The sequence below is a fragment of the Edaphosphingomonas haloaromaticamans genome (genome assembly GCF_001853345.1).
GTDB classification, from domain to species: Bacteria; Pseudomonadota; Alphaproteobacteria; order Sphingomonadales; family Sphingomonadaceae; genus Sphingomonas_E; species Sphingomonas_E fennica.
Genome location: NZ_MIPT01000001.1, coordinates 3,747,316 through 3,748,728, shown reverse-complemented (window position 1 = coordinate 3,748,728; position 1,413 = coordinate 3,747,316). Strand labels below are relative to the sequence as shown.

Sequence of the window (1,413 nt, the reverse complement as noted above, 5' to 3'; positions counted from 1 at the left end):
CTCGCCAAGGAATCGGCGAAGCTGCAGGCCCTGCAGGTCCAGCAGCAGCTGGGCGTCCAGGCCCTCAGCATCGCCAACCAGGCGCCGCAGACGATCCTGTCGCTGTTCCGTTAAGGGACATGATCGGTTCCACCCCAGCCCTCACCCACGGGGTGGAACGTCATGCGGAAGGCCGGGGCGGTTCGCCGTTCCGGCCTTCTTGCATGTCGGGGAAGGCGCGATGGCGCCCGATTCCACAGGATTTTCGGGCGATGGACCGCATCCGGAACATTTCCGGCGGCATTAACCACCAATCCCCCTAGTCACCTGAATCTGAAGTACGTTTCATTGCTTTCTGGCAGAAGCGCTTGACGGAGGCGAGTATTTCGTCGGCGGATTTGGTCCAGCGGTAAGGCTTCGGGTTTTCGTTGTGCGCCTCGATGAAGGCGAGGATGTCAGCTTCGAGCTCGGCGGCGGATCGATGGACGGCGCGTTGCAACTGCTTGCGCGTGAGTTCGGCGAACCAGCGTTCTACCTGGTTGATCCAGGAGGCCGATGTCGGTGTGAAGTGGACGTGCCAGTGCGGACGGCGCGCCAGCCAGGCCTTGATCCTCGGCGTCTTGTGCGTGGCGTAGTTGTCCATCACGAGGTGCACATCGGGTCCCTCGGGCATCGCGGCGTCGATCTGCTTGAGGAAGTCGAGAAACTCGGTTGCCCGGTGGCGCTTGTAGCATTTGCCGATCACTGCTCCTGTGNCGATGTCGAGCGCTGCGAACAACGAGGTCGTGCCGTTGCGAACATAGGTATGGGTTCGCCGCTCAGGGACGCCCGGTGCCATCGGCAGGACCGGCTGTTCGCGATCGAGCGCCNGGATCTGGGACTTCTCGTCAACACACAGCACCACGGCCCGGTTCGGCGGCGACATGTAGAGGCCGACGATGTCCTGAACCTTGTCGACGAATAGCGGATCCGTGGAAAGCTTGAAGGTCTGGGACCGGTGCGGCTGCAGGCCGAATGCCGTCCATATCCGCCGGATAGTGGNGTGCGAAAGGCCGACTTCGGCGGCCATGGAGCGGATCGACCAGTGGGTGGCGCCCTTGGGCGTGGTGTNCAGCGTGCGCTCGATCACCTGTGCCACCTGGCTATCGGAAACGGTACGCGGGCGGCCGGGCCGGTACTCGTCGGTGAGGCCCTCGATGCGGTCCTTCACGANCCTGCGGCGCCACTTGCCGACCGTATGCTCGTGCACCCCAAGGCGCNCGGNGACCTCCTTGCTTTGCGACCCATCTGCGCACAGCAGGATCATCCGGCACCGATCTGACAACGACCGAGGCACCTTGTGCCGTCGAACCTGTGCCTCAAGAAAAGCGCGCTCCTCGGCGCTCAACACCACCGCATCCGCCTGCCGCCCTGCCATCGCTCATCTCCCCAAAT

The 1,413-nt window shown here is 63.6% G+C and carries 2 protein-coding genes; one reads left to right on the top strand and one right to left on the bottom strand.

Going from position 1 to position 1,413, the window contains the following annotated elements:
• On the top strand, positions 1-114 hold a 114-nt coding region (locus tag BHE75_RS24170), incomplete at its 5' end, for a flagellin (RefSeq protein ID WP_254684555.1).
• Positions 115-298: 184 nt separating this feature from the next.
• Here BHE75_RS24170 and BHE75_RS17400 read toward each other — a convergent pair.
• Positions 299-1,396, bottom strand: coding sequence for an IS630 family transposase (locus BHE75_RS17400; RefSeq protein WP_070934599.1), 1,098 nt, complete (start codon positions 1,394-1,396; stop codon positions 299-301).
• Positions 1,397-1,413: the final 17 nt, after the last annotated feature.